Here is a 24948-nt window from a genome sequence, read left to right as displayed (position 1 = left end):
ATTTTATGAAAATTACAAAAGATATCAGTATCTTTTTTCTCCATATTTTTACCTCCTTGAAGCCAAAATTTCATATTCTTCAAAGAAGCAAAAAAGTAGATACCGCTAAGTATGTACTTATATAATTTCATCGTAGTTGTAGTATTCTTTTGAGATGCAAAAATATATTAAAAAATTATAAAAGCAAACATTCTATACCATTTTTAACACCATAACGAACTACTTCAAAAGTCAGTTACTGGCAATGTATTGTTAATTGATAATTGTTTTATACTTTTGTACAGAAAAATTACTCAAAATGACAAAATCAAACGTTTATATATTAGCCATTGAGTCTTCCTGTGATGATACTTCTGCTGCGGTTCTTGAAAATGACAAAGTTCTTTCAAATGTTGTTGCAAATCAGGAAGTACACAAGCAGTATGGCGGCGTTGTACCTGAATTAGCGTCACGGGCACATCTTCAAAACATTGTACCTGTGGTAGATAACGCTCTGAAAAAAGTAGGTATACCAAAAGAAAAGATTTCAGCCATAGCTTTCACTCAAGGTCCAGGGCTTATGGGATCACTACTTGTAGGAACTTCATTTGCCAAATCGTTAGCAATGGGATTAGGTGTCCCCCTGATTGAAGTAAACCATATGCAGGGACATATTTTAGCCCATTTTATTGATGAGGGAAATCCAAAGCCAGAATTTCCTTTTTTAGCAATGACCATAAGTGGCGGACATACGCAAATTGTAAAGGTAAACAACTTCTTTTCAATGGAAATACTGGGAGAAACCCTTGATGATGCTGTAGGTGAAGCTTTTGATAAAACCGCGAAAATACTTGGTCTGCCCTACCCTGGTGGTCCACTGATTGACAAATATGCGAAAGAAGGCAACCCAAAAGCATTCTCATTTTCGAAGCCACAAACCGAAGGGCTAAATTTCAGTTTTTCAGGACTTAAAACTGCTGTTTTGTACTTCATACAGAAGAAAACTCAGGAAAATCCAAACTTCATTGCTGAAAATCTCGCAGATATTTGTGCCTCTGTACAGTATACCATTGTTGAAATTCTGATGAAAAAACTACAAAAAGCTGTCAAACAAACAGGTATCAAACAAATTGCCATAGGTGGAGGAGTTTCAGCAAATTCAGGAATACGCAACGCACTACTCACTTTGGGAGAAAAATATGGATTGAAAACATATATTCCTGAATTTCAATATTGTACTGACAATGCTGCAATGGTTGGCATCGTAGGATATTATAAATTTTTAGAAAACCAATTCACTGACCAACAAACCACAGCCAAAGCACGACTTTCTCTTGAAAGTTAATAACTTATAAAAACATAGAGGGATTTTCAGTTCATTAAAAATCCCTCTATACTAAAATTTACTTTTACTTTTTATAAACGTCCTTTTTCATCTTCATCAACTCCTTGTCCTTTGTATTTATTCTGAGTTGGATTAAATGTGTATTGTAAACCTATGTTAATTCCTCGATTATTTCCGTCAGAAAAACGGCGGTTTGTAATATAAGAATTTTGCACAACAGTAGTAGCATTTGACATATTAAAGATATCTTGTGCCACCAAATACACTTGCAATGATTTATTAAAGAAAGTACGTGCAAGGGCTATCCCCGAAAAAATCGCAGATTTTTCACGATAAGTAACAGCCAAACTTCCTTTTGATTGATAATTTACATAAAAAAGACCTAACCAATTTTCTGATAATATAAATTGATTCATCATTTCAACAGCAAAAATAGGTTTGTTAGTATAAAAAACATCTTTAGCGAATTGCTTTCCGAAAGTAACGTCCAGCTTAGGCATCCACTTCCCGATTTTATGTTGTGCAGAAAGTACCATTTTAAGAATCTGAAAATCATCATAGTTACGCATTGTACGCTCAACAACATTCGGATTTGATGCCAACAAATTATAATCTTCATAGTACGCATCTTTCATAAATGAATAAATAACTGAAGCTGAGATACTTTTGTAAGTTGCCAACAAACTAAATTCATCATCAAGGCGTGGACGCAAATCAGGATTACCTCGATTGTACATAAATGGCGATTCATAAGCCGCATAATCGCTCAATTCGTAAAAGGCAGGTCGGCGGATTTTTTTGGTATAACTGATTGCCATTCTGGTTTTATCCCAAGGAAAAGAAAGCGATACATTAGGCAACCAATGCCCGTAAGTTCGGCTTTTTACGTGGTCTTTTGTATGGTTTTGGAAATACTCAAAATCAGCATATTCATAACGAACTCCTGTTTTTATATTCGTCTTACCAATTGGTCGCGAAAAACTAACAAATCCCGATGAGCGAAGTTCTTTATTTTCAACGAGAGAAGTCGTTAGCACATTGTCCGTGTAATTTTCATCGCGTGTAAGTGTACTAAATTCAGCACCATAGCTCAGTGTAGCTTTATTCAATTTTTGAGTGAAAGTAGTTTTGGTATGTAACCAATTGGCTTGAGAATTAGAATGAGTATGCACATTTTTTTGCGAATTTGCCAATAGATTTTTTTCTAAAATATTTGAAGTGTGGTCAGAATTTGCTATGGAATAATCCACGTCAGTATGAAGTTTGATTTTGTCGGAAAGTTGCCCTTCATAGTACGCATTAACTTCTATTTTTTTATCTTGGTTAAAGCGGTCGTAATGATTAAGTCCTTTACTGAAGAGCGTTGCATTTTGGAAAGTTTCCGTTTGTTGGTCGGTGAATGTATGCCCAGCAAACGGATTTACGTACGTCCACACGGTTGCCCCAACGGAATGTTTATCGTTAAACTCGTGATTTACACCAAGTTTTGCGTTTATATTCTTTCCGTTGTTTTTCTGTATATCTTCAGTACGTACTTTCCATTGATTTGTAGGTGTTTGCACAATGAGTTCTTGCCAATTATCGCTACGCACTGCTTGACGAAAATTTACATTAATACTTCCAAAAATATCAGTTTTTCCAGTACGATAGTTCAGATTTGTTCCTAAGTATTGCCAAATTCCTTTTTTAAATTCATTGCCGTTATAAATACTTCCGCTAAGTCCATCACCTTGTTTTTTCTTCAAGATGATACGAATGACAGCTCCCACATTGTTGTCGTACTCAGCACCAGGTTGAGTTTCCAGCTCAATACTTTGAATATCTTGTGGAGAAAGTCGGTTAATTTCTTCAGCATTGTACACCCTTCGTTTGTTAATATAGAAAATAGGATTGCTTTTGCCAAACACATTGTAGCCACCACCTGTATAGGAAGTCGATACCCCAGGTAAAAAGTTCAAAAGCATCTCCATTTTAGGCAAATCTTTCAGTGTAGAAGTAGAAATATCAGTAACGACAGCCGTTCCTTTCTGTTTCATAATAGGTTTTGAGACCGAAACAACTACCTCACCAAGTTCATTTATCGATTTTTGCAACAAAATTGTACCAAAATCAGTATTTTTCACTGAAATAGTTTGAGTTTTATACTCCAAATGCAATATTTTTAGTACTAAATTATCGTGTTTGGAGGTATTTATCAACTCAAAAATTCCTTCATCGTTGCTAATCGCCCCTTTTACCAATGTAGAATCGGGCAGAGCTATCAAAATAATATTTGCATCAGGAATAACTCGTTTGGTTGTGGCATCGACAAGTTTTCCTCTGAACGTATTTTGTCCGAAAACTAACGAACAAAATAATAGTAATGTGGTAAAGATGGTTAATTTTTTCATTTTTAATACTATTTTAAATATTATAAATTAATTATTTTCAATTTTAACAAGCCCATTTTCAGTCATTTTAGCAACTCCTCCCCTACTAATGTCTATCCATTTATTACTTCTGAACTCCAATACGGAAAGTTCTTCATCCGAACTTGTAATATGTTTTCCTTGAGGAAGATATAAAACAACTTCAATTCGTTGGTCTCTTATTTTTGGATTTTCGCCAAGTGAATACTTTTCAGGCAAAACAATTTTATTCTCCTCTATTTTCAAGTTGTATTTTATTTGTGAAGCTTTAGATTGAGCATCAGAAAGGTTTCTTCCCCTGGAATATTTCTTCAAAATGATATAAGGTTCTTTTTCAGAGGTTTCCCCAATGCGGAATCGAACAAAATCTCCTTTGGCAATGATTTCATTATCATCTTTTAAAATTGGGCTACCAAAATTTAGTATATCATACTTGTAATATCTATGAGGCTGTTTTTCATACGATAACGAAATAGTATCAGATACGGCAAAAGGAATTCTTTCTTCAACAGAATCATAGGCTTGAAAATGTTTAAACGTATCAACACTCACGGTAATTACTCCCATTACCCCAAAAAAGAACAGAAAAACATTGAGTAAAATCCACGCTTTAGATACTTGATAACCTTTTTTAGAAAATAGTTTAAGACACAAAATCGAAATTACCAAAATAGGCAAAATAAATAGTGATGCTGCTGAAAAATAGGCAATCCAAAGCTGCCAATTTCCTTCTACAATAAATGAAAGATAATCTGTTAAGGTAAGTACACTGAAACCAACACCCCAACCTGCAATACCTATCCCAAACAACGCCAAGAGTAGAGACAAAAGATTGAACAACAAAATGAGCAACACAAAACCAATAATAACATATAAAACGCCTTTGATGACAGCTCGTACAAACAGCCAAAAACCTTCTCTATTTCCGGTTTTTTGTGTTTGTTTTTTTTCAACGAAATTCTGATTTTCAAAATCTTGATTCGTTGTATGATGAGTTTCATTTTCTTTCATTTCAAACTCACTTTCAGATTTATTACTTTGGTTTTTATCCAGTTCGTTAGGTTCGTCATCAAAAAATATAGGCTTTTTGGGTATGGCTATCCACAGAATTGCATATCCAATTACAAGCAATGAAGATATACTTATCAGCGGTATCAATCCTAGTACCAAAACAATAAATAGAATTCGTATCCAAGTGGTATCAAATTGATAATATTCTGATAATCCGCTCAAAACCCCACCCAATTTTGCTTTTTCTCGGCTTCGGTAAAGTTGTCGTCCGTTTGCATTTTTTGTAATTTTGGAAGCAGAAAGCGTATCAATTGTTACAGATTTACCTTGCATTTCTAACTTTTCGGCAGTAGTTTCAGCGGGAGGCACTAATATCCAAAAAACAATATACATCATAATCCAAAATCCACTGATACCAAAAAACGTAGAAGTAGAGGTCAAATTCAAATAATGCAACTTATTAAAAATAAGCGATGTTTGCACAAAAAATAATAAAACCAAATAAATAATTCGCAACCACGCCACATCAAAATTCAAATAATAAGAAAGCCCTGAAAGTACACCTCCAAGTTTCTTTCTCTCCATATCACGATAAAGCTTACGACTTCTGATATGCGTATTAATACGTTTAAAAGTAGTTTCCTGTTGTTTTGAAAAGTTGGTTTCTGTTGTTTGTTCTTCATCAACGTATTGTTCTGGTCGCCCTAAAACACTTATTAAATAATCAACATCTTGGCTTACAATCACTTCCCTACCCTTCATTTGAGTTTTGAGCAGTTCAGCCATTCGTTGTTCCACATCATAAATGATTTCGTTGGTATCAGAAGTATTTCCGAGTGATTTACGTACTTCGTTCAAATATTTTGAAAGTTCTTGATAGGCTTTATCTTCAATCAAAAATGAAAATCCGCCCAAACTGATATTATGTGTTTTGTCCATAACTAAATAATTTTATTAACCATTGTTTGTAGTTCTTGCCACGATTTCACGATTTCTTGCAGAAAAGTTGTACCATTATCGGTCAGCACATAGTATTTTCGGGGTGGTCCCGAATTGGATTCTTTCCAATTATAGTCGAGTAATTTTTCATTCTTTAGCCGTGTTAAAAGCGGGTAAAGCGTTCCCTCAACTACAATCATATCAGCAGATTTCAGAGCCTCAATAATATCCGAAACATATGCCTCTTTGTTTTTGCTGATTATGGAAAGAATACACATCTCCAAGATGCCTTTTCGCATCTGTGTTTTGGTTTTTTCTGTGTTAATTGTCTCCATATTATATAAGGTATTTTGTTAGGGCAAATATATAACAATAAACAATACTATGCAATACATAGTACTAAAAAATTATTTATAAAAAATATTAAAAATCTATTTTTCAGATAAATACATTACATAAAAAAATAAAACTAAAACACCTTTTCTTCTAAATCATATATTTTGAACATTGATTAACAAGAATATAATGATAATTTTTTCAAAAAAAGATTGATTATTTTAGGATAAATGGAGCTAAATTTTATGCTTTTCATTATGTAATTTGTTAAATTAAACATTCAAATAAAACATAAAGCACTGATTACAAGCAATATAAAATTTTAACATAATAAAATTAAATCATTTTTTCTTGTTTGTTAAAAATATTTGTTTAGTTTTGCCCCACTAATTTTAATTTTATATCAAAGATGAAAAAGATTATTTTATCATTAGCTGCAGTTTTTGCATTTAGTGCTGTAAGTGCACAAGAGTTGGTTTCTTCTAAAGGTGAAGAATATCTACCAAAAGAAGGTGATTGGTCATTCGGTTTTAACGCTGGAAACGCTTTGAAATTCATTGGAAATGCTTTCAACAGCAACACTAACAATGAGTTTGGTAATTCTGCTTTTGGCAAAAACAACACAGCTTTTGCTGTTCCTGGATTTGCTGAAGGATACTCTTTCTTAGGTAAAAAAATGACAAGTGATAACACTGCTGATCGTTACACTGCTAACTTCATTTTCAACTATTTAAAACCAAAAGACGTTGATGCTACAACAACTTTCGGTCTTGCAGTAGGATACGGAAAAGAGTGGAGAAAAGGTTCTACACGTTTGCAAGGGTTCTACGGAGCTGATGCTCTTTTAGGATTTGGAGTTCCTCAAAAAGATGCTTTCAGTTTTGCTATTGGTGCTCAAGGTTTTGTAGGTGCTGAGTACTTCATCTTCCCTAAAGTTGCTTTAGGAGCTCAATACTCTTATGCTGTTGGTGTTGGCCACCAATCAAGCAAAGATGCAGCTGGAAACAAAACAAGCGTTTTTGGTTTTGGTTTCGGAGGCGAAAACGGAATTGGAGTAGCTTCATTGTTATTCAATGTTTACTTCTAAGATTTAAACAAAATGTAAATATAAAAAGGTCGGATACCCCGACCTTTTTATATTTATAATCAATATATTTACAATTTCATTCTACTTTTTGTTACTTTTGTAAAGTAATTTTTTTAAAATGGGTATTGTTTTTCGGCAATCGGTTAAAAATATACTAATTACTTATCTTGGCTTTGCTTTCGGAGCCATCAATACACTATTTCTGTTCGTATACTTTCTTTCAAAAGAAGAATACGGACTGGTAGGCTACGTCACTTCCACAGCAACTATTCTATCACCTTTAGTAGCTTTTGGTGTGCATAATACTTTCATTCGGTTTTACTCTTCTTACAAAGAACCTCAAGAGCTTTCCAAATTCAATTTTATGCTTTTTGTGTTGCCTTTGTTAACTATTGTTCCCTTTGGTTTTGTTGGAATTTTAGCTTATGAACAAATTGTAAGATGGCTTTCTCAAAAGAATGAAATCGTGGGTGATTATGTCGTTTTGATTTTCATCACTTCAATTACGATGGCTTATTTTGAAATTTGCTATTCGTGGGCAAGAGTTCAATTCAAAACCGTATTTGGAAACTTTCTGAAAGAAGTTTTTCAGCGTGTTGGTATCACATTTCTTCTGATATTATTTTATTTCAAAATCATTGATTTCAAGCAATTTATGTATAGCGTTTTTGGAGTATATTTATTGAGAATGATTTTTATGGCGATATCTGCTTTTCGTATAAAACGTCCTACTTTTTATTTCGGTCTGCCAGAAAATAGAAATGAAATTCTTAAATATAGCCTTTTTAGTATTTTATCGGGGTCAGTGGCAAGTTTGCTGATGGATATCGATAAATTTATGATTAACCAATATCTGCCTATTTCACAAATTGCTATTTACAATGTGGCCATTTTTACCGCAACGGTTATTGCTATCCCTTACAGAGCTATGTATCAGATTGTAAGTCCCTTAGTTGCTAAACTTCTTAACCAAAAAGAAACAATCCAGCTTAATGACTTGTACAAAAAAAGTACTATAAATATTTATTTAACAAGTGTTATTATTTTTATCCTAATAATTTCTAATGCAAAGCAATTTTACGAATTACTTCCTGATAAAGAATACGTTAACGGAATAGTTGTACTAATTCTTATCTCCGTTGTTAAACTCTTTGATTCGTTAGTGGGCATCAACAATGCAATTTTATTTAACTCCATTTACTACAGAACGATATTGTATTTTGGTATATTTTTAACCTTTTGCACCATTATTTTAAATATCTGGTTGATACCTATTTATGGCATTAATGGAGCTGGTTTTGCCACCTTGTGCGCTTTTTCTATTTACAATTTCTTGAAATTATCTTTTACATATAGCAAATTCAGATTAAATCCTTTTTACAACGAAACTCTAAAAATCACTCTCTTTGGAATAATCACAATAATTAGCTTCTATTTTTGGGATTTCCCTTTCAATCCAATTTGGAATATTGTTCTAAAATCGCTGATAATTCTTGTTTTTTGTGGTATAATCCTTTGGAAATTTAAACTTTCGGAAGATTTGATAATCCTACTTGGTAAGATTAAGCATTAAAAATATTTTTTTGAAATAAAAAAGACCTTGAACGGATAATAGCTCAAGGTCTTTTTTATAAACTAATGAAAAACAACTACTTTTTATTGTTCTTCAAATTTTCTTCTAAAAATGTATCTTGTTCCCAAAGGGTATGTAAAATACTTTCTTTGGCTCTATAACCGTGACTTTCAAGCGGAAGCAACACCATTCGCACGGGAGCTCCTAAATTTTTAAGAGCTTGGAAGTAACGTTCCGTCTGGAAAGTAAAAGTACCAGCATTATTGTCCGCAGCTCCGTGTATTAACAACAATGGCTTTTTCATTTTGTGAGCATTCATAAACGGAGACATCGTATTGTAAATTTCTGGAGAATCCCAATAGTTTCTTTGTTCGGACTGAAAACCGAAAGGGGTTAATGTACGATTGTAAGCTCCACTTCTGGCAATTCCACAAACAAATAAATCGGAGTGAGTCAATAAGTTAGCCGTCATAAATGCTCCGTAAGAATGACCTCCCACAGCAACTCTTTTTCGGTCTATATATCCTAATTTATCCACCGCATCAATTGCAGCTTCTCCATTAGCTACCAATTGCTCAATAAAAGTGTCGTTAGGCTCTTGCGTACCTTCTCCTACAATCGGAAATGCAGCATCATCTAAAACCGCATAACCCTTTGTAACCCAATAAATAAACGAACCGTAGTGTGGATATGTAAATTCATTAGGATTGGCGGTACTTTGCCCAGCAGTATCCTTGCTTTTATACTCTTTCGGGTATGCCCAAATAAGTAATGGTAATTTTTCTTTCTTCTTAAAGTCATAATTTTTAGGAAGATAGAGCGTCCCACTAAGAGCTACACCATCTTTACGTTTGTAATTAATCACCTCTTTATGAACACCTTTGAGAGCTTCAAACGGATTTTTGAAAAATGTAAGTTGTGTTAGCTTATTGTTTTTATAATTTTTAATATAATAATTTGGGTACTCTGTTGGAGATTGCAAACTGATAAGCAAACAATTTTTCTTAGCATCTAAATCGTGAATGTTTTCTTTTTGATTTTTTACTTTGGATGTGTATAAACGTTTCTTGTTCAACGTTTTCAAATCCAATTCATCAAGAAAAGGAAACTGACCTTCTTTAGTATATCCGTCACCTAACCAATATGTTTTCCCGTTTTCAATTTGAAGAACATACCTTCCCCATTTATTTTTAATCGTTTGTGGTACTCCAGGATTGTTATAAACATCTTGATAATTTCGGTCAACAATGACCTTTTGTGTGCCATTTTTAGGATTCAATAAAATTATCTTGCTATTGCGAGTATCATACCAAGCCTCAGAAACCAAAACGTTTTCTTCATCTCCCCAAGTAACTCCTTGAAAACGTTGCTTCATCTTCATCAGTGACGTCGGCGATTTCGTAAACGGAGCTTCCCAAACAAATAACTCATCACGAAAATCGGCTTTTTTATTTTGGTCTCCTCCATCTAAAGCCTCAACAAAATACAATGTGTGTGGCTTATCTGTACACCAAGTCATAGAGCGTTTGCCTTGATATGTTGATGAAAAACCTTTTGGCATATTTTCAATTAACGGCAAATCATTTACTTTGGCAATTTCTTTTCCTTGAACATCATAAACCTTTGATTCTCTTGGAAAACGACTATAAGGTACAATGTACGAAAAAGGTTTTTTAATCTCCGTTATCAGCAAATATTTTCCATCGGGAGAGAAACTCTCAGAAAGATACATTCCTGCTTCTTTAAAGGACGTTTGATTTCCATTCAAATCTATTTTTTTTAATTCGGAAGTAATTAAAACCTCAAAATTAAATTCATCAATTTTATTTTTCAGCAAATCTTGATACGTTCTATTTTGTGAAACTTGCCCACTTCCAACAGAAACAATAGGACCTGTAGGGATACTTTTAGCTTCACTTTGCAACGCAGGACGATTTTCTACCAAAGTTTTAATAAGCAAAAAAGAAGCATCAGGCGACCAAACATAAGGAGTTCCAAAATTAGCATTCAATAACGTATCACTTAAACGCTTAGCGGTAGCTGTTTCCAAATCAACCAACCAAAGTTCTAACCCTTTTTCTGTTGTATTTGTGAAAGATATTTTCTTCTCATTAGGAGAAAACATCACGTAAGCTATCTTCGCTTTTTCGGGTAAATTTTTAATCTGTTGAGCCTGTTTTGCTCCTACCTTTTGAATTCTCAGATTAGAAATATAGTTTAAATTGCTTGGGGCATTCACGTTAGGATTCATTCTAAGTCCTCCTAAGCGGATTTCCTCTTGATTTAATTCTTCTAAACTAAGATACGTGGAACGATAACTAAAAACCATCCACGTGCGTTGGTTGTTCATCATTACCGATGGAGCTCTCTCGAAATCAGCTAACTGCAAAATCTCCTCCGATGGTTTTTGGTACGTCAGATTTTCTTGTGCTGTTAAATATCCCATTGATGAAATGAGCATTAATGATAATATTTTTTTCATATTTAGTTGTCTTATTTTTTCCAATTTTTCAAAATATCTGAAGGGACTCCATCTTTATGGAGCATTATGGCTGTAGTTTTGTAGGTTACGAATGCTTTGGTAACGTACAAATACCCTTGATGGTCGTTACTTACTCCCCACGAATTTTTCACGATGTAATACTCTCTTCCATTTTGGTCTTTAGCAAGTCCAACGATGTGCATTGCGTGGTCATCGGTAGTTTCATAATTATCAAACGCTTTCTGACGCATTTCTTTAGTGATGCTTCTTTCCTTTGTTGGAGGATTATCAAACAATGTTTTTTGTTCCTCCATTGTCATTTCTTCCCAATGCTTTTCAGGAACAAATGCAACACCATTCTTCCAACTGAAATAACGCTCACTAACATCTGAAGCCCAAGCTATTGTAAATCCTTTTTTAAGAGCATTATCAATAACTTTCACAAAATCAGTCATTTCAACATTATATGCTTGATCAAAACTCCAGTTATCTGGAACAGCCATCAGTACGTTTTTGTACTTTGGTTCGTGTTCGTACGAAAGCATTTCAACATAATCGTTAGGATTAATTCCTACCACTTCTTTAGCAAAAGATTGGGGTGTATATTTTTTATTTCCGAACAAAAATGTTTCAGGAATTTCTCCTAAATAAGCATCAATGGCGGCAGTGAAAGCTTTTTCCCAATTGGGAGTTAGTTTTTTAATATTAGGTCGCTTAACCAATCCTTCCAAAAATCCTTTCAAGGCTGCTTGCATTTCTGAAAAATTATTACGAGTAGTTCCGTAATTCAATCCTGTGTAAATGTACTGAGGAACAGCTCCATACTTAGCATACATATTGATAATATCGTGCAACTCACCTCCATCACCATAATCTAAATTTCCGTGAAAACGAACATATTGTTTTGCTTTTTCAATGTAGGTGTTTCTGGCAGTATAAATCTCAGCCAAATCCACAGGTTTTTTACCCATACGGCTCATTTCACTTTCCAAAAAAGATGCACCAGCGTAGCTCCAACAAGTACCACTACTTCCTTGGTCTTTCACTTCCATTCTTTCGAGATTAATTACAGGAGTAAACTTAAATCCTGCTTTTTCACTTTGGTTTCCAGCCACTGCGTTAATCAAATTGTCTTGCGCCGAAACCGTAAAAAAAGTTCCGAAAGCAATAAATAATGCTATTTTTTTCATCTTGAAAACTTAATTTATTTTTATTCCACAAATATAAATGATAATATTGGAAAATCTGAATAAAATCACAACAAAATAAATATTTTTTCATTAACAACTTGCATTCATATTTTTATTTATATTTGCATTTCACATATTTTAATAGAATATTATTATGTTTAAACATTTTTTAACCCTTGAATGGAAAGCTTTTACGCGTTCAGCAACCTTTGGGAGAAGCCTTGCTTTGAAGATTTTTATCGCTTTCATAGCTATTTACTTCCTAAGTATGGCTTTATTTATAGGAATTACTATTTATCCAATTTTGAAAGAAATCTTCCCAAAACAAGAACCAATATATATTTTTAATAACTTTATTGCCATTTGGTTTTTGTGGGAATTGATTATCCGTTTTATGTTTCAATCATTACCTGTTATGGATATTAAACCATTACTAACAAATAACATACACCGAAGTAAAATCATTCATTATCTACTTCTAAAAACCATTTTACATCCTTTTAATTTGTTTGCACCTTTAATTTTTGTTCCGTTTGGAATGTGGGTAATTACCTCAAATGATTGTTCTTTCTTAACAATTTTTTGTTGGTGGGTTGCAATGTTTTCATTCGTTTTTTTAGCGAACTTTACAAATTTCATCTTAATTAAAAAATTTGGCGAAAACCTAAAAGGTTTACTTCCTTATGCAGGAAGCATTGTTATTTTTATCCTTTTAGAATACTTTGAAATATTTAGCATCACAAAATTCATTGGGCAATCATTCAATTTATTATTGAGCTATCCTTTTTTAGTTATTATTCCAATAGTATTAACCATAGGAATTTACATACTGAATTTCAATAGTTTATCTAAGAATTTACATCTTAATTCAACTTTCAGAGGAAAAACTCAAAAAATAAAAACTTCTGATTTTCAATGGTTAAAACGATTCGGAAATATAGCAACTTTTCTACAACTTGATTTAAAGCTCATTTGGCGTAACAAACGAAGTAAATCCGTTTTTTGGACATCACTAATCTTTATTTTTTATGGATTGATTTTCTATCCAAATCCCTCTTTTGAAAATATGCCTTTCTTTTTGGTTTTTGTTGGAATATTCACAACTGGAGTATTTTTAATTAACTTCGGACAATTTGTACCTGCTTGGGATAGTGCTTATTACCCAATGCTGATGGCTCAAAACATTCCGTTAAGGCAGTACTTAAATTCAAAAGCAGTATTGTTCTATTTCTCAATTATTGTTTTGTTTATCATTTCAACGCCTTACATCTATTTTGGAAAACATATCTTTATAATCAACACATCTTGTGCTATTTACAATATAGGAATTGGAGTTCCTTCTGTTCTCTTTTTAGGAGCTTATAACAAAAAACGTATCGATTTGGAAAAACGTGGTTTCGGAAGTTATCAGGGTATGGGAATAACACAATGGATTATTTCTTTGCCTATATTACTCATTCCTATTATCTTATGGTCAATAGCATATTATTTTTTTAATGATATGATTGCTTCTGCAGTTATTGCATTAATAGGAATTATGGGTTTCATTCTCAGAAACTATTTTATGAATATTATCGTAAAGAAATATAAATCAAGAAAATACATTACCATAAACGGATTTAAAGAAAATCAGTAAATCAATTTTTTCAATTATCAACTCAAAAATCTTATAAAATATGATTGAAGTAAAAAATCTTAGCAAAGTATACGGAAGCACAACTGTACTCAATATTCCTAATCTAATCATTAACAAAGGAGAAAGTTTTGGTCTTGTTGGAAATAATGGTGCTGGAAAAACAACTTTTTTTAGCTTACTACTTGACCTAATTCAACCCACAACAGGAAACATAACAAATAATGAAATTCAGGTTAATTCTAGCGAAAATTGGAAAACTTTTACCTCAGCCTTTATTGATGAAAGTTTTCTAATCGGATATTTAACTGCAGAAGAATATTTTTATTTTATAGGAGAACTCCGTGGACAAAACAAAGCAGACATTAATAATCACATACAGAAATATAGTGACTTTTTCAATGATGAAATTTTAGGAAAACAAAAATATCTGAGAGATTTATCTAAAGGAAATCAAAAAAAAGTAGGAATCATTGCTGCTCTCATCGGGAACCCCAAAGTTATTATTCTTGATGAGCCTTTTGCTAATTTAGACCCAACTACTCAAATTCGTTTAAAGAAAATAATCAAAGAGCTAACTGAAAATAAAGAAATTACAATTTTAATTTCAAGTCACGACTTGCTACATACAGTAGAGGTTTCAGACCGAATTGTAGTTCTAAACAAAGGAATAATCGTTAAGGATATTCAAACCTCAGAAGAAACTCTAAAAGAATTAGAACTTTTTTTCAAAATTGATTAAAAGAAAAACACCTACAAAATAAAAGTTTGTAGGTGTTCTTATTATTAACCAAATAAAATTGCTTTTTATTCGTTTTCTGATTTTTCTTCTGCTTTTTCAACAGGTTTCTCAGCTGGTTTTTCAACTTTCTGAATTTCAGCAGCAACCTCAAACGGAAAATCAACAACAACTTCTCTGTGTAAACGAATAGAAGCTGTATATTTCCCTGTTCTTTTAATTGTATTACCAGCAATTGTGATAAATTTTTTGTCAATGTTATGCCCTGCTTTTGACAATTCTTGTGCTAAATCAGAACTATTGATTGAACCAAATAATTTATCTCCTGCTCCTACCTTTGCAATGATTTTCATTGTTAAAGCACCTAATGATTTAGCTACTTTTTTAGCCTCATCAACTACATGTTGTTCTTTGTAAGCTCTCTGTTTTAAATTCTCAGCCAACACTTTTTTAGCCGATGGAGTAGCTAAAATTGCAAATCCTTGTGGTATCAAGTAGTTACGAGCGTAACCATTTTTTACTGTTACAACATCGTCTTTAAAACCTAAGTTTTGTACGTCTTGTTTTAATATAATTTCCATAGTATCTACTCCTTTTTATTATTTTAATAAATCTGCTACGTAAGGCATTAAAGCTAAGTGACGTGCTCTCTTCACAGCCACAGCCACTTTGCGTTGATATTTCAAAGAAGTACCTGTAAGTCTTCTTGGTAATAACTTACCTTGCTCATTCACAAATTTCAACAAGAAATCAGCATCTTTGTAATCTATGTACTTAATTCCTGACTTCTTAAAACGACAATATTTTTTTTGTTTTGAAGTATCTATATTCAGTGGAGTTAAATATTTAATTTCTCCATCTTTTTTTCCTTTTGCTTGTTGTTCGATTGACATTTCCTTACGCCTTTTTAGTGTTCAACTTTACTCTTCTTTTTTCAGCCCACGCGATAGCGTGTTTGTCTAATTTCACTGTTAAATAACGCATAACACGCTCGTCACGTCTGAATTCCAATTCAAATGCGTCAATAACTTCACCAGCTACTTTAAATTCAAACAAGTGATAAAAACCACTTTTTTTGTTTTGGATAGGGTAAGCTAATTTTTTCAAGCCCCAATTCTCTTTTGCCACAAATTCTGCTCCCCTAGTTGTAAGAAAATTCTCAAACTTCTCTACTGCTTCCTTTATCTGTTGTTCAGATAAAACGGGATTCAAAATGAAAACAGTTTCGTAATGATTCATAAGTTTATTATTATATATTAAAAATTCGAGGGGCAAAAGTAATACTTTTTTCTTAATCTACAAAGTTTTCTGTTGCTTTATCTGCTTTTTCCAAAAATCATATGCTTAATGATTTCCCTCTCGTGAGAATCGAATTTCAACAAAAATCTATCTATCAACAACTTATCTTCTTCTTTAATTCGCTTAGAAATATTTTTGAATGGTTTTTGAAATTGCCCTAATAATGCTCCTTTACAGATAATTAGTTCATAAAATTTTAGTTTTTAAGATAAACCACCTTTTTAGTTTCAAAAAACTCTTCTGAAAAAAAGTTAGAAATTTCATACAATTGTATATTTTTAAAAGAAGCTAATTCTTCAGTTAAATCACCTCCTTTCAAGTACAAAATTCCATTATCTAACGAGTGTTTTGAACTTTTCTTTATTTTCCCTCTCACCCACTTCACGAATTCAGGCATTTGCGTCACAGCCCTACTTACGATGAAATCAAATTTTTTGTCAATTTGTTCCGCACGACTATTAATTGCAGTAACATTCTTAATATCAAGCTCTTTGCAAACTTCCTCTACTACTTTTATTTTTTTTCCGATGGAATCCACCAAAGTAAATTTTGTTTGTGGGAATAAAATTGCTAAAGGAACACCAGGAAAACCGCCTCCTGTACCAACATCAAGTATTTCACTATCAGCAAGGAAAGAAACTATTTTTGCAATTGCCAATGAATGCAAAACGTGTCGTTCATAGAAAGAGTCCACATCTTTTCTGGAAATCACATTAATTTTAGCATTCCATTGCTCATACACAGGTTTCAATTTTTCAAATTGCGAAATTTGTTTCTCAGTTAAATTGTTGAAATATTTGTTGATACACTCCATCTAATTTTATTTTTAAAAGAAAAGTAAATAGTGATTATTTTAATTTTTCTGATTTTCTACATTTAGGAATTATTTCTGTAAAAATCAATCGCAAAAGTATTAATTTTTCGATAGTTTTTTAAACAAACACTTTAAAAATTTACGTAACTTTGCCACTCACAGACTAATATTTTGAATTATGCAACAATTTTTATCTGACCGAATTAACAATATGGAAACCTCTGCCACGTTAGCTATGGCGGCAAAAACCCGTGAATTGAAATCACAAGGAAAAGACATTATCGGGCTAAGTTTAGGTGAACCTGATTTCAACATTCCTGATTTTATTAAAGAAGCTGGTATTGAGGCAATTAATCAAAATTTCAGTAAATATTCCCCCGTAGATGGATACGCTGATTTAAAAGAAGCTATATGTGAGAAATTCAAACGCGATAACAATCTAATTTACAAACCCTCACAAATCAGTGTTTCAACTGGAGCAAAACAATGTTTGGCAAATGTAGCCTTGGTAATGATAAATAATGGTGATGAAGTGATTTTTCCCGCACCTTATTGGGTAAGTTACAAAGATATCGTAAAAATTGCAGAGGGCGTTCCAGTCGAAGTTCATACAACCATTGAGAATGATTTTAAAATAACTCCAGAACAGCTCGAAGCAGCCATCACTCCAAAAACAAAAATGGTATGGTTCAACTCTCCTTGTAACCCAAGTGGTTCCGTGTATAATCGAGAAGAATTAGAGGGCTTAGCAAAAGTACTTCGGAAATATCCAAATATTTTTATCCTTTCCGATGAAATCTACGAACATATCAACTTCACAGGAAATTATACAAGTTTTGCCGAAATTGATGGAATGTACGGCAGAACTATCACCGTTAATGGTGTTTCAAAAGCGTTTGCTATGACGGGGTGGCGTATTGGGTATATCGGTGCTCCTGAGTGGATTGCCAAAGCCTGTACCAAAATGCAAGGACAGATTACCAGTGGTGCGAATTCCATCGCTCAACGAGCTACGATTGCTGCCGTAAAAGCCCCCGTGAGCAAAATTCAATATATGATTGATGAATTTAAAAAGCGTCGTGATTTAATTCTGGATTTACTAAGTGAAGTGAAAGGATTTAAACTAAACGTTCCCGAAGGAGCTTTCTACGTTTTCCCTGATATTTCGTATTTCTTTGGTAAAACATTACGTGGAAAGACCATCAATACTGCCTCTGATTTTTCACTTTATCTATTGGAAGAGGCGGGTGTAGCAACTGTTACAGGTGAAGCTTTTGGAGATGACAAATGCATACGGATTTCGTACGCTGCTTCCGAAAAAGAAATTCGTGAGGCGATAAAACGAATCAAAGAGGTTTGTAACTAGCTAAAAAATCCTAATAATCAATATGATTTAAAAATATAAAATTGATTTATTTCTATCTTTAGAAAAGAAAAGTAATTAAAAATTTGTATTTTAAAAAAGTTGTGCTATATTTGCACCCGCAATTAAGCATTAAGGGTTCTTAGCTCAGCTGGTTCAGAGCATCTGCCTTACAAGCAGAGGGTCACTGGTTCGAATCCAGTAGGACCCACTTAGTCAAATTTTTTCATATCATTGGGGTTCTTAGCTCAGTTGGTTCAGAGCATCTGCCTTACAAGCAGAGGGTCACTGGTTCGAATCCAGTAGGACCCACTTGATTAGAATTTTTTTAATGTTACTTTTAGGGTTCTTAGCTCAGCTGGTTCAGAGCATCTGCCTTACAAGCAGAGGGTCACTGGTTCGAATCCAGTAGGACCCACAAAAAAAGCTTCAAAGTACAAAACTTTGAAGCTTTTTGTTTAAATATTCTTCCGTATTTCTTTCAAAAAAATTACTTACGAAATATGTGTCCAAATATTTTTATGCTTTAGTAATTGATATAGTGTATAAAGCACCATTTTATTTTCTGGTTTTTCTAAATTACTATCCGATTTTAGTAAGTCAATTGCTTGATACCGTGCCATTTTAAGTAAATCTTGGTCTTTTACAATATCAGCAATTTTTAAAGACAAAACCCCACTCTGCTGAGTTCCCATCAAATCACCTGGACCTCTCAATTTTAAATCCACCTCAGCAATTTCAAATCCATCATTTGTATGTACCATTGTTTGCATTCTGGTGCGGGTATCACTACTTAATTCATTACCTGTCATCAATATGCAATAACTCTGCTCACTTCCTCTTCCTACCCGTCCTCGTAACTGATGTAGTTGAGAAAGTCCAAAACGTTCCGCACTTTCTATAACCATAACTGAAGCATTTGGCACATTAACCCCCACCTCAATAACTGTCGTAGCTACCATTATCTGAGTTTTACCTTGTACAAATTTTTCCATCTCGGCATCTTTTTCAGCTGGTTTTAATTTTCCGTGAACTATTGAAACATTATACTTTGGCAACGGGAAACTAGCTGAAATATATTCATACCCTTCTGTAAGATTCTTGAAATCAAGAGACTCAGATTCTTCAATTAAAGGATAAACTACGTAAGCCTGTCTACCCTTATCTATCTCTTTTTTTACAAATTCGTACACTTTTGCCCTGTTATTTTCAAACTGATGAACTGTTTTTACAGGTTTTCTTCCAGGGGGAAGTTCGTCTATTATTGAAATATCCAAATCACCATACACACTCATAGCTAAAGTTCGAGGAATGGGGGTAGCAGTCATCACTAAAATGTGCGGAGGAGTATGATTTTTTCTCCAAAGTTTAGAACGTTGAGCAACTCCAAAACGATGTTGTTCATCAATAATTGCTAAACCTAAATTGCTAAAAATCACTCTATCTTCCAAAACAGCGTGAGTTCCTATCAGAATGGAAAGTTCTCCGCTTTTTAACTGACTATCAACTTCTTTTCGTTCACTTGTTTTGCTTGAACCTGTTAGTAAAGCTACTTTTACGTTTGTATGCTTTAACAAATCTGAAATTCCTTGAAAGTGCTGATTTGCAAGGATTTCAGTAGGTGCCATCAAACAAGCTTGAAAGCCATTATCCACAGCCAAAAGCATTGCCATCAAGGCTACAATCGTTTTGCCTGAACCTACATCTCCTTGTAAAAGTCTGTTCATCTGAGCGTTACTACCTAAATCATTTCGGATTTCTTTCAGAACACGTTTTTGTGCATTGGTTAAAGGAAAAGGCAAATGATTTTCATAAAAATTTGTAAAATGCTCCCCTACTCTATCAAACGGAAAGCCTTTGATTTTCTGCTTTTGGAGCATATTTTTTCGAACTAACTGCAACTGAATGTAGAAAAGTTCTTCAAATTTTAGTCTAAAAATAGCTTTTGTAAGTGATTCCTGATTTTTAGGAAAATGGATATTAGTAAGAGCTTCTGATTTAGAAACCAAATTGAGCGAAGAAATTATTGTTTGTGGCAAACTCTCGTAAAACACATTGCCAATATCTTCAAACATATTTTGCATCAATTGCCTCATTACCCGATTACTAACACCTTTTTTTGTAAGCTTCTCAGTAGAAGGATACACAGGCTGAATGCTTCCACCCAGATTTTTATCAAAATCTTTTAGCAAATCCATTTCTGGGTGTGCCATCGAAAAAATGCCGTTGAAAGAATTTACTTTTCCGAAAATAACGTAAGGTTCATTAATTTTCAAAGAATCTCTCATCCATTTTAAACCTTTGAACCACACCAATTCCATTGAACCTGTGTCATCTACAAATGTTGCCACCAAACGGCTCACATTTTTGCGAGAAGTGGATTCTACCGTTTTTAAGTGAACTATTTTGCCTATTATCTGAACCTCAGAGCTATTACTCTGTAGTTCATTAATTTTATAAAATCGGGTTCTGTCAATGTATCTGTATGGAAATAAGTTTAATAAATCTTGAAATTCAAAAATACCCAATTCACTCTTCAGAAGTTCAGCACGTTGTGTGCCAACACCACGAAGATACACTATGGGAGTATGTAAAACTTCTGAATTTCTCATAATTTAATTGATTAAAAAATCACGATGCAAGTAAATTTTTATGGCAAAAATATACCTTTTATTGAAAAAAGTTATTTCTTTGCAAAAAAACTTATGATAAAATTAATTGTATCGGATATTGACGGAACTTTGGTTAACAACAAAAAAGAGATTCCCGATAGTTTCTGGAGAATTTTCAAACTAATTAAAGAAAAAGATATTCGCTTCTGTGTCGCTAGTGGACGACAAATGCAGAGCCTCGAAAAACTCTTTGAACCAATTATTTCTGAGATTGGTTTTGTATCGGACAATGGTGCTTTTGTCAAATTCCAAGAACAAGAATTGTATGAAATTCCAATAACAAATGACATAAAACCCATTTTAGATGCCTGTGAACAAATAAAAAACATAGGTGTTGTTGTTTGTGGAAAGAAAAGAGCTTACATCAAAACCAATTCGGAAAGTATTTTTCAAGAAATTGTAAGGCACTACCCTTCTTATCAAAGAGTTACAGATTTCTCAACCATTGACGACACTGTTTTTAAAATTTCAATTTGTGACAAAGAAACTTCCAAAATAAATTCTTATCCGCAATTGAAACATTTTTCAAAAGATTTTAATGTTGTTATTTCGGGTAATTTCTGGCTTGATATCACTCATCAAAAAGTAAATAAAGGACTAGCATTAAGCGAATTACAAAAGATTTGGAATGTATCTCCCGATGAAACTCTTGTTTTTGGCGACCAAATGAACGATATTGAAATGATGCAAGTTGCTAAGTTCAGTTATGCGATGAAAAATGCTGAGTCAGAGGTAAAAAAAATTGCTTCTTTTGTAACAGAATATGACAACAACAACGAAGGAGTGATAAAAAAAATTGAGGAATTATTGACCAATACATAACCTTAATTTTCGTTGATTTGACTAAGATCATATCTTTTCCCTAAAAAATATCAAATATAATTTGGCTGTTTCAAAAAAAGTACGTTAATTTGCACCCTGATTTTGATTAACTAAGATTTTATAATAATAGAAATAGAGAAAAATGGCTAGAGTTTGTGAATTAACAGGTAAAAAAGCTTTGGTGGGAAATAACGTATCTCACGCAATGAACAAAACAAAACGTAAATTCAACGTAAACTTAAGAACTAAACGTTTCTACATTCCTGAAGAAGACCGTTGGATTACATTGAGAGTATCGGCATCTGCGATAAAAACAATCGACAAAAAAGGAATTTACGCAGTTTTAAGACAAATTGAACGCAGAGGGTACATTTAGTAGTATCTTAAAAATATAAAAAACATAGTACAATGGCTAAGAAAGGAAATAGAATACAAGTTATTATGGAATGTACTGAGCATAAAGAATCTGGTATGCCAGGTACGTCTCGTTATGTTACAACAAAAAATAAAAAAAATACACCTGATAGATTGGAATTAAAAAAATTCAATCCTATCTTGAAAAGAGTAACTGTTCATAAAGAAATTAAATAATAAGAGTCATGGCAAAGAAAACAGTAGCAACATTACAGGGAAAATCAAAGAAATTGACAAAGGCCATCAAAATGGTTAGATCTCCTAAAACAGGTGCTTATACTTTCGTTGAAAGCGTTATGGCTCCAGAATTGGTAGATGAATTCTTGAAAAAAAAATAATTTAATTTTCTCTATTTATAAATAACGAAAGCTGTCGTGAGACGGCTTTTTTGTTTTTAATTAATAAAGATTTTTAAGAATCATCGTTTTATTATACTTTTTTTGTATTTTAGCGGAAATTTTAAAAAAGAGTTATTCCCCCTCTTTTTATTGATATTATTTTTTGACCTTAAAATAATAAAAAAATGGCATTGAATTTTTTAAAAAATATTTTCTCAAAGGAAAAAAAAGAAACTTTAGACAAAGGACTAGAAAAATCAAAAAATAGTTTCTTTGATAAACTCGGGAAAGCTATTGTTGGAAAATCAAAAGTAGATGATGAGGTTCTTGATAATCTAGAAGAAATTCTTATAGCAAGTGACGTTGGTGTAAATACTACACTGAAAATTATTGACCGAATTGAAGCTCGTGTTGCTAAAGATAAATATTTAGGAACGAATGAGTTAAATAAAATTCTCCGTGAAGAAATTGCTTCACTTCTTTCTGAAAGTAAAAGTGGTGAAGAAACCGATTTTTCAATTCCTTCAAATAAAAAACCTTACGTGATAATGGTCGTTGGAGTGAATGGTGCTGGAAAAACGACAACCATAGGAAAGTTGGCTAATCAATTTAAAAAGAAGGGTTTAAAAGTAGTACTGGGGGCAGCAGACACATTCCGTGCAGCAGCTATTGATCAACTACAAGTATGGGCTGACCGTGTAGACGTTCCCATCGTAAAACAACAGTTAGGAAGTGACCCTGCATCAGTAGCTTATGACTCTTTAAATTCAGGAGTGAGCCAGAATGCTGATGTGGTAATTATCGATACTGCAGGTCGTCTGCATAATAAAATTAACTTAATGAATGAGTTAAGCAAAGTAAAACGCGTGATGCAAAAAGTAATTCCAGATGCTCCACACGATGTTTTATTAGTTTTAGACGGCTCTACTGGACAAAATGCCTTTGAACAGGCAAAAGAGTTTACCAAAGCAACCGATGTTACTGCACTTGCTATAACCAAATTGGACGGAACAGCTAAAGGAGGTGTAGTCATAGGGATTTCCGACCAATTTCAAATTCCTGTTAAGTACATTGGTGTAGGCGAAGGCATCGACGATTTGCAGATTTTCAATAAATATGAATTTGTAGATTCTTTCTTTAATGTTAAATAAAAAATCATTTTATAACAAAATAGGCAAGTTATATAAACTCGCCTATTTTATTTCCAAATATTTTCAGCCTGAATTCCTCCCCAAATTAATGTTGCCAAATAGGGATTATCTATAAAAGGATTACGATTCCCTTGTGCTTGTTGAATCACATTATTTCTGTTTTTTTCGATAAAAGAAACTGGATCTTCGGCGTTCCACTTCAGCAGTAAATCAACACCTCCTGTTGATATTTCTTTGCTTAACTCTTCTCCATACCTCAAATTTAGATACAAAATCATTCTTGCTACATCACCTTTCCATTCGTCTCCTGGAAACCAACTTTTCTTTACCAACTTAGCTTCTCCTTTGCCATCGGTGAAAGGATAATTTCCACGTCTGTTATTCACTTTGGAATCACAAACTCTTAAGTGATGCAAATCTGTAACTGCTTGTGTAATAATCTTTGAGCGGGGATACACGTGTTCTGTATTAAATGTATTGGGAGAATATTTTTTATTGCCTTCATACTCTTTCCAGAAACGTTCTTCACTGGTATAAATTAATGTTACATTTTCGGGATTAACTTCTGAACAATCTGCCTTATAAAGATAATGATGCCTGTCTGAATATTTTAAAAATTTAGTGTGTTTTTCTATAGTCAATATTGCTAAATCTTCATAAAGCTCTGTCCCTTTTTTTGAAAAATCAATACCCTCGTAATACTCCCTCTACTCGAAAGGAATTCTACTCTTCCTTATCTTTTCATCATCTTTTTGTTTTAGAGATGATAAAATTCCGTTACATATTGAGAAAAATGATATTATTATAAAAATTATTCCTTTTACTCCCATAATCATACTATTTTTCTGAATTACTCTCACAAAAGTATAAAATTCAGATAAATAAAATAAAGATCAATCCTCTCCAAAAATACCACTACTAAAACATTTCATAATAATATAAAAATAATTTTAAAATTTTATTTTTCTATTTCGTAATTCTAAAATTTGAATTACATTAGCCACCGAAAAAAATCAGATAATTATGAAACGCGTAATAGTTGATTATAAGAAGCTTACGAATGAAATTTTATCAATGTTGGTAGAGAAATATCCTGATGGATATGGTGACGATGATGTAATCCGATTTAAAAATGCAAAGAATGAAACTGTTGAAGCTTTAGAGGTACGTACTGAGGACACCATTTATCTCGTTAAAGTAAGTACCAGATTGGCTGATACGATGGAAAATTTTGATGAAGACGATGATTTCTCAATCTCAGGAGATGATGACGATTTAGGGGCAGGTACTTTAGAAATACCTGATGACTCGGTTGATGATGAAGAATAGTCTTTTAGTAGAAAACAAAAAAGT

General features: G+C 33.0%; 22 protein-coding genes, 3 tRNA genes and 1 pseudogene. 15 read left to right on the top strand and 11 right to left on the bottom strand.

The window, feature by feature from the left end:
• Positions 1-298 precede the first annotated feature (298 nt).
• A complete protein-coding gene (tsaD, locus tag CGC48_RS09445; protein WP_098029364.1) occupies positions 299-1324 on the top strand; it encodes a tRNA (adenosine(37)-N6)-threonylcarbamoyltransferase complex transferase subunit TsaD in 1026 nt (341 codons plus the stop codon).
• Between the two features lie 71 nt (positions 1325-1395).
• On the opposite strand, the gene CGC48_RS09440 is transcribed toward tsaD, so the two are convergent.
• From CGC48_RS09440 to CGC48_RS09430, 3 genes are read right to left on the bottom strand one after another with little or no spacing between them, the layout of a single operon-like run.
• Positions 1396-3714, bottom strand: coding sequence for an outer membrane beta-barrel family protein (locus CGC48_RS09440; protein WP_098029363.1), 2319 nt, complete (start codon positions 3712-3714; stop codon positions 1396-1398).
• Positions 3715-3741: 27 nt separating this feature from the next.
• On the bottom strand, positions 3742-5682 hold the full coding sequence (locus CGC48_RS09435) for a PspC domain-containing protein (RefSeq protein ID WP_098029362.1): 1941 nt from the start codon (positions 5680-5682) through the stop codon (positions 3742-3744).
• A gap of 2 nt (positions 5683-5684) precedes the next feature.
• Positions 5685-6017, bottom strand: coding sequence for a PadR family transcriptional regulator (locus CGC48_RS09430; protein WP_018278810.1), 333 nt, complete (start codon positions 6015-6017; stop codon positions 5685-5687).
• Positions 6018-6427: 410 nt separating this feature from the next.
• Between CGC48_RS09430 and CGC48_RS09425 the strand changes: the two genes are divergently transcribed.
• Complete coding sequence (locus CGC48_RS09425; protein WP_098029361.1) at positions 6428-7105, top strand: hypothetical protein; 678 nt, start codon at positions 6428-6430, stop codon at positions 7103-7105.
• Positions 7106-7223: 118 nt separating this feature from the next.
• A complete protein-coding gene (locus tag CGC48_RS09420; protein WP_098029360.1) occupies positions 7224-8678 on the top strand; it encodes a lipopolysaccharide biosynthesis protein in 1455 nt (484 codons plus the stop codon).
• Positions 8679-8754: 76 nt separating this feature from the next.
• On the opposite strand, the gene CGC48_RS09415 is transcribed toward CGC48_RS09420, so the two are convergent.
• Together CGC48_RS09415 and CGC48_RS09410 are read right to left on the bottom strand one after the other, a co-directional pair.
• Positions 8755-11160 carry an alpha/beta hydrolase family protein gene (locus CGC48_RS09415; protein WP_098029359.1) on the bottom strand — a complete coding sequence of 802 codons (2406 nt, stop codon included), beginning with the start codon at positions 11158-11160 and terminating at the stop codon, positions 8755-8757.
• An 11-nt stretch (positions 11161-11171) separates the two neighbouring features.
• Entirely contained in the window at positions 11172-12350 is a 1179-nt protein-coding gene (locus tag CGC48_RS09410) for a C1 family peptidase (RefSeq protein ID WP_098029358.1), read from the bottom strand.
• Between the two features lie 154 nt (positions 12351-12504).
• On the opposite strand from CGC48_RS09410, the gene CGC48_RS09405 reads away from it, so the two are divergent.
• Together CGC48_RS09405 and CGC48_RS09400 are read left to right on the top strand one after the other, a co-directional pair.
• The gene (locus CGC48_RS09405) at positions 12505-13986 is read left to right on the top strand and encodes a DUF5687 family protein (RefSeq protein WP_098029357.1); all 1482 of its coding nucleotides are present in this window, start codon (positions 12505-12507) and stop codon (positions 13984-13986) included.
• 40 nt (positions 13987-14026) lie between these two features.
• Positions 14027-14725 (top strand): ABC transporter ATP-binding protein, encoded by a 699-nt coding sequence (locus CGC48_RS09400; protein WP_098029356.1) that lies wholly within the window; start codon positions 14027-14029, stop codon positions 14723-14725.
• Positions 14726-14790: 65 nt separating this feature from the next.
• On the opposite strand, the gene rplI is transcribed toward CGC48_RS09400, so the two are convergent.
• The 4 genes from rplI to rsmG form a co-directional block, all read right to left on the bottom strand.
• Positions 14791-15303 carry a 50S ribosomal protein L9 gene (rplI, locus tag CGC48_RS09395; protein ID WP_098029355.1) on the bottom strand — a complete coding sequence of 171 codons (513 nt, stop codon included), beginning with the start codon at positions 15301-15303 and terminating at the stop codon, positions 14791-14793.
• 18 nt (positions 15304-15321) lie between these two features.
• Positions 15322-15615, bottom strand: coding sequence for a 30S ribosomal protein S18 (gene rpsR / locus CGC48_RS09390; protein ID WP_018278818.1), 294 nt, complete (start codon positions 15613-15615; stop codon positions 15322-15324).
• A 4-nt stretch (positions 15616-15619) separates the two neighbouring features.
• Complete coding sequence (rpsF, locus tag CGC48_RS09385; RefSeq protein WP_098029354.1) at positions 15620-15961, bottom strand: 30S ribosomal protein S6; 342 nt, start codon at positions 15959-15961, stop codon at positions 15620-15622.
• Between the two features lie 256 nt (positions 15962-16217).
• On the bottom strand, positions 16218-16835 hold the full coding sequence (gene rsmG, locus CGC48_RS09380) for a 16S rRNA (guanine(527)-N(7))-methyltransferase RsmG (RefSeq protein WP_098029353.1): 618 nt from the start codon (positions 16833-16835) through the stop codon (positions 16218-16220).
• Positions 16836-17013: 178 nt separating this feature from the next.
• Here rsmG and CGC48_RS09375 point away from each other — a divergent pair, with 178 nt between their 5' ends.
• The 4 genes from CGC48_RS09375 to CGC48_RS09360 all read left to right on the top strand — a co-directional run bounded on the left by CGC48_RS09375 (position 17014) and on the right by CGC48_RS09360 (position 18616).
• Entirely contained in the window at positions 17014-18201 is a 1188-nt protein-coding gene (locus CGC48_RS09375; RefSeq protein ID WP_098029352.1) for a pyridoxal phosphate-dependent aminotransferase, read from the top strand.
• Between the two features lie 133 nt (positions 18202-18334).
• Positions 18335-18409: transfer RNA gene (locus CGC48_RS09370), tRNA-Val, on the top strand.
• A 26-nt stretch (positions 18410-18435) separates the two neighbouring features.
• Positions 18436-18510: transfer RNA gene (locus tag CGC48_RS09365), tRNA-Val, on the top strand.
• A gap of 31 nt (positions 18511-18541) precedes the next feature.
• A tRNA-Val gene (locus CGC48_RS09360) sits at positions 18542-18616 on the top strand.
• Between the two features lie 76 nt (positions 18617-18692).
• On the opposite strand, the gene recG is transcribed toward CGC48_RS09360, so the two are convergent.
• Positions 18693-20810: an ATP-dependent DNA helicase RecG gene (gene recG, locus CGC48_RS09355; RefSeq protein ID WP_098029351.1), complete on the bottom strand. Its 2118-nt coding sequence runs from the start codon at positions 20808-20810 to the stop codon at positions 18693-18695.
• A gap of 93 nt (positions 20811-20903) precedes the next feature.
• Here recG and CGC48_RS09350 point away from each other — a divergent pair, with 93 nt between their 5' ends.
• The 5 genes from CGC48_RS09350 (at position 20904) to ftsY (ending at position 23595) form a co-directional block, all read left to right on the top strand.
• Positions 20904-21692, top strand: coding sequence for an HAD family hydrolase (locus tag CGC48_RS09350; protein ID WP_098029818.1), 789 nt, complete (start codon positions 20904-20906; stop codon positions 21690-21692).
• A gap of 142 nt (positions 21693-21834) precedes the next feature.
• Positions 21835-22068: a 50S ribosomal protein L28 gene (gene rpmB, locus CGC48_RS09345; protein WP_098029350.1), complete on the top strand. Its 234-nt coding sequence runs from the start codon at positions 21835-21837 to the stop codon at positions 22066-22068.
• Positions 22069-22100: 32 nt separating this feature from the next.
• Positions 22101-22283: a 50S ribosomal protein L33 gene (rpmG, locus tag CGC48_RS09340; RefSeq protein ID WP_018279504.1), complete on the top strand. Its 183-nt coding sequence runs from the start codon at positions 22101-22103 to the stop codon at positions 22281-22283.
• 8 nt (positions 22284-22291) lie between these two features.
• The gene (locus tag CGC48_RS09335) at positions 22292-22444 is read left to right on the top strand and encodes a DUF4295 domain-containing protein (RefSeq protein WP_018279503.1); all 153 of its coding nucleotides are present in this window, start codon (positions 22292-22294) and stop codon (positions 22442-22444) included.
• A gap of 185 nt (positions 22445-22629) precedes the next feature.
• The gene (ftsY, locus tag CGC48_RS09330; protein WP_098029349.1) at positions 22630-23595 is read left to right on the top strand and encodes a signal recognition particle-docking protein FtsY; all 966 of its coding nucleotides are present in this window, start codon (positions 22630-22632) and stop codon (positions 23593-23595) included.
• A gap of 47 nt (positions 23596-23642) precedes the next feature.
• On the opposite strand, the pseudogene CGC48_RS09325 reads toward ftsY, so the two are convergent.
• A pseudogene (locus CGC48_RS09325) lies at positions 23643-24302 on the bottom strand (endonuclease I family protein); the annotation flags it as partial.
• A 316-nt stretch (positions 24303-24618) separates the two neighbouring features.
• Here CGC48_RS09325 and CGC48_RS09320 point away from each other — a divergent pair.
• Positions 24619-24924, top strand: coding sequence for a hypothetical protein (locus tag CGC48_RS09320; protein ID WP_018279500.1), 306 nt, complete (start codon positions 24619-24621; stop codon positions 24922-24924).
• Positions 24925-24948: the final 24 nt, after the last annotated feature.

The sequence above is a fragment of the Capnocytophaga cynodegmi genome, from assembly GCF_002302475.1.
In the GTDB taxonomy this organism is placed as follows: domain Bacteria; phylum Bacteroidota; class Bacteroidia; order Flavobacteriales; family Flavobacteriaceae; genus Capnocytophaga; species Capnocytophaga cynodegmi.
Note: the sequence above shows the minus strand (reverse complement) of the source record. Positions and strands in the feature narration are given on the sequence as shown.

Bases quoted from the DNA above. Each gene is read 5' to 3' on its own strand.
- tsaD (WP_098029364.1), top strand. From the start codon at position 299: ATGACAAAATCAAACGTTTATATATTAGCCATTGAGTCTTCCTGTGAT.
- CGC48_RS09440 (WP_098029363.1), bottom strand. From the start codon at position 3,714: ATGAAAAAATTAACCATCTTTACCACATTACTATTATTTTGTTCGTTA.
- CGC48_RS09435 (WP_098029362.1), bottom strand. From the start codon at position 5,682: ATGGACAAAACACATAATATCAGTTTGGGCGGATTTTCATTTTTGATT.
- CGC48_RS09430 (WP_018278810.1), bottom strand. From the start codon at position 6,017: ATGGAGACAATTAACACAGAAAAAACCAAAACACAGATGCGAAAAGGC.
- CGC48_RS09425 (WP_098029361.1), top strand. From the start codon at position 6,428: ATGAAAAAGATTATTTTATCATTAGCTGCAGTTTTTGCATTTAGTGCT.
- CGC48_RS09420 (WP_098029360.1), top strand. From the start codon at position 7,224: ATGGGTATTGTTTTTCGGCAATCGGTTAAAAATATACTAATTACTTAT.
- CGC48_RS09415 (WP_098029359.1), bottom strand. From the start codon at position 11,160: ATGAAAAAAATATTATCATTAATGCTCATTTCATCAATGGGATATTTA.
- CGC48_RS09410 (WP_098029358.1), bottom strand. From the start codon at position 12,350: ATGAAAAAAATAGCATTATTTATTGCTTTCGGAACTTTTTTTACGGTT.
- CGC48_RS09405 (WP_098029357.1), top strand. From the start codon at position 12,505: ATGTTTAAACATTTTTTAACCCTTGAATGGAAAGCTTTTACGCGTTCA.
- CGC48_RS09400 (WP_098029356.1), top strand. From the start codon at position 14,027: ATGATTGAAGTAAAAAATCTTAGCAAAGTATACGGAAGCACAACTGTA.
- rplI (WP_098029355.1), bottom strand. From the start codon at position 15,303: ATGGAAATTATATTAAAACAAGACGTACAAAACTTAGGTTTTAAAGAC.
- rpsR (WP_018278818.1), bottom strand. From the start codon at position 15,615: ATGTCAATCGAACAACAAGCAAAAGGAAAAAAAGATGGAGAAATTAAA.
- rpsF (WP_098029354.1), bottom strand. From the start codon at position 15,961: ATGAATCATTACGAAACTGTTTTCATTTTGAATCCCGTTTTATCTGAA.
- rsmG (WP_098029353.1), bottom strand. From the start codon at position 16,835: ATGGAGTGTATCAACAAATATTTCAACAATTTAACTGAGAAACAAATT.
- CGC48_RS09375 (WP_098029352.1), top strand. From the start codon at position 17,014: ATGCAACAATTTTTATCTGACCGAATTAACAATATGGAAACCTCTGCC.
- recG (WP_098029351.1), bottom strand. From the start codon at position 20,810: ATGAGAAATTCAGAAGTTTTACATACTCCCATAGTGTATCTTCGTGGT.
- CGC48_RS09350 (WP_098029818.1), top strand. From the start codon at position 20,904: ATGATAAAATTAATTGTATCGGATATTGACGGAACTTTGGTTAACAAC.
- rpmB (WP_098029350.1), top strand. From the start codon at position 21,835: ATGGCTAGAGTTTGTGAATTAACAGGTAAAAAAGCTTTGGTGGGAAAT.
- rpmG (WP_018279504.1), top strand. From the start codon at position 22,101: ATGGCTAAGAAAGGAAATAGAATACAAGTTATTATGGAATGTACTGAG.
- CGC48_RS09335 (WP_018279503.1), top strand. From the start codon at position 22,292: ATGGCAAAGAAAACAGTAGCAACATTACAGGGAAAATCAAAGAAATTG.
- ftsY (WP_098029349.1), top strand. From the start codon at position 22,630: ATGGCATTGAATTTTTTAAAAAATATTTTCTCAAAGGAAAAAAAAGAA.
- CGC48_RS09320 (WP_018279500.1), top strand. From the start codon at position 24,619: ATGAAACGCGTAATAGTTGATTATAAGAAGCTTACGAATGAAATTTTA.